This is a genomic window from Nocardioides sp. URHA0032, from assembly GCF_000620645.1.
Classification (GTDB): Bacteria; Actinomycetota; Actinomycetes; order Propionibacteriales; family Nocardioidaceae; genus Nocardioides.
Window position 1 is genome coordinate 1 of sequence record NZ_JIAV01000008.1, and the last position, 1,088, is coordinate 1,088.

Below are 1,088 nucleotides of genomic sequence, written 5' to 3' on the forward strand. Positions count from 1 at the left end.
CACTCGAGCTCAACGACCGTCCTCGACAGACCCTCGCCTTCAAGACACCATCACAAGCACTAGCCGAGGTGTTGCGTTGACCGCCTGAGCCCGCACCGATGAGCGTGCGCGGGCTAGAAACTGGTAGGTCCACCAGGACCACCCGCACGCCACTTACTGTCCATGTGCGGCGGGTCGGAATGGTGCCAGTCGACCTTCCCGCACCGGCCGCACTTCGCACCTTTCTCACCGCTGGCCGACTCGAACTTCGTCCAGTCGTGACGCCCGATCAAGCACCGCAAACCCTTGGCCATCGAATGTCGCTCCAGTCAGAGGATGCAACGGGATGCCGTCGTCGTCTAGCGACGACATCATGACGCCCCGGCGCGGTGCCGGGGATCGGGGCTTGGTCGGAACCGCACGCTCATGCCGCGAGTCGAGTATCCGCACCTGCCGATGTGCGTGCGCAGGATCCAGGTGCTTGGATCACCACCGTGATGCGCCGCCACCCTGTCCGAGCGCTCGTCTTGGTTGCCTTCGCCATGTGTCTGACCGCGTGTGGCCTGGTCTACGGTGCCAGTTTCGATTACCCAGACGAGCCGCCCGTGCCACCGGATGCATCCGTGGTCGCCAAGACGAAGGGCTGGGATGACGACGACCCCATGCGTGGACGAGAAGCCGTGATCGACATGGCGGGCACCGGGCCGGACGCGCTGGTCGACTACTACCGCGAGAAGTTCCCGTCATCGGAAGGCTGGAGCGAGGGCACCCCGGACGCTGACCTCGGCGGCGGACATCTGTTGTGCCTTGTGAGCAACTCCGACGACGACTACGACGAGTACGTGGAGATCTACCCGTACGAAGGCGGTCGCGGCTCTCGGGGGCCTGATCGCTATCTCGTGTGGATCAGCCGACTCGCGGTCGTGTCTGATGACGAGCGCACTGCGGACCGTTGCGGACTTGCGGGTATCTGGTTTCCACAGAACCTGTAGCCGACCCGACCGTCCGGACATGCCTGCGGGCTCAGGCGGTCAACGCAACACCTCGGCTAGTGCTTGTGATGGTGTCTTGAAGGCGAGGGTCTGTCGAGGACGGTCGTTGAGCTCGAG

The 1,088-nt window shown here is 64.2% G+C and carries 1 protein-coding gene; it reads left to right on the forward strand.

Translation table 11 applies throughout. The annotated features are described in order from the left end of the window. The first annotated feature begins 473 nt into the window (after positions 1-473). Positions 474-971: a hypothetical protein gene (locus N538_RS0101940; protein ID WP_155991931.1), complete on the forward strand. Its 498-nt coding sequence runs from the start codon at positions 474-476 to the stop codon at positions 969-971. Positions 972-1,088 lie beyond the last annotated feature (117 nt).